A 255-nucleotide genomic window follows, 5' to 3' on the forward strand; every position below is an offset into this window, starting at 1 on the left:
CGATGACGACAGTGATGACGGTCGGCTCGCTGGTGTTACCCGCCGGGTCGGTGGCGATGACGGTGATGTCGTTATTGCCCTCGGGCAGGGGCTGCGTCGGGGTCACCGACCACTCGCCGTTCTCGTCAGCCTTGGCGTGGATCTCTTCACCGGTCGGGAAGATGACGACCACGTCGGCACCCGGCTCGGTCTTGCCGTCGATGGTCGGGGTGGTGTCGTTGGTGATGTTGTCGCCCTGGATACCGCTGTCGGAAG

1 protein-coding gene is annotated in these 255 nt (G+C 64.7%); it reads right to left on the minus strand.

Annotation, left to right across the window (positions count from 1 at the left end; all coding sequences use genetic code 11):
* The coding region (locus IB255_RS30710) for an Ig-like domain-containing protein (RefSeq protein ID WP_192211313.1) at positions 1–255 on the minus strand (255 nt) is incomplete at both ends.

It is taken from the genome of Pseudomonas sp. PDM22 (genome assembly GCF_014851965.1).
Lineage (GTDB): Bacteria > Pseudomonadota > Gammaproteobacteria > Pseudomonadales > Pseudomonadaceae > Pseudomonas.